The organism is Shewanella sp. BC20 (assembly GCF_003129585.1).
Lineage (GTDB): Bacteria > Pseudomonadota > Gammaproteobacteria > Enterobacterales > Shewanellaceae > Shewanella > Shewanella seohaensis.
In genome coordinates this window covers 1-290 of record NZ_NHRI01000049.1, presented here as the reverse complement: position 1 = coordinate 290, position 290 = coordinate 1, and the positions used below count along the sequence as shown (strand labels likewise).

Below are 290 nucleotides of genomic sequence, written 5' to 3'. Positions count from 1 at the left end.
TCGCTAGTCATTTGTGATAGCACCCTATCTTTATGGGATAGAGTGGTATCCCCTAGGGGATTCGAACCCCTGTTACCGCCGTGAAAGGGCGGTGTCCTAGGCCTCTAGACGAAGGGGACACAAGGACGGATATTTAGCCTCATCACTGAGGTCTTGCCGTTATCTCACAAATCACTCGCTAGTCATTTGTGATAGCACCCTATCTTTATGGGATAGAGTGGTATCCCCTAGGGGATTCGAACCCCTGTTACCGCCGTGAAAGGGCGGTGTCCTAGGCCTCTAGACGAAGG

1 tRNA gene is annotated in these 290 nt (G+C 51.7%); it reads right to left on the bottom strand.

The features are described from left to right. Positions 1–43: 43 nt before the first annotated feature. Positions 44–119 (bottom strand) — tRNA-Glu (locus CBX96_RS21470). Positions 120–290: the final 171 nt, after the last annotated feature.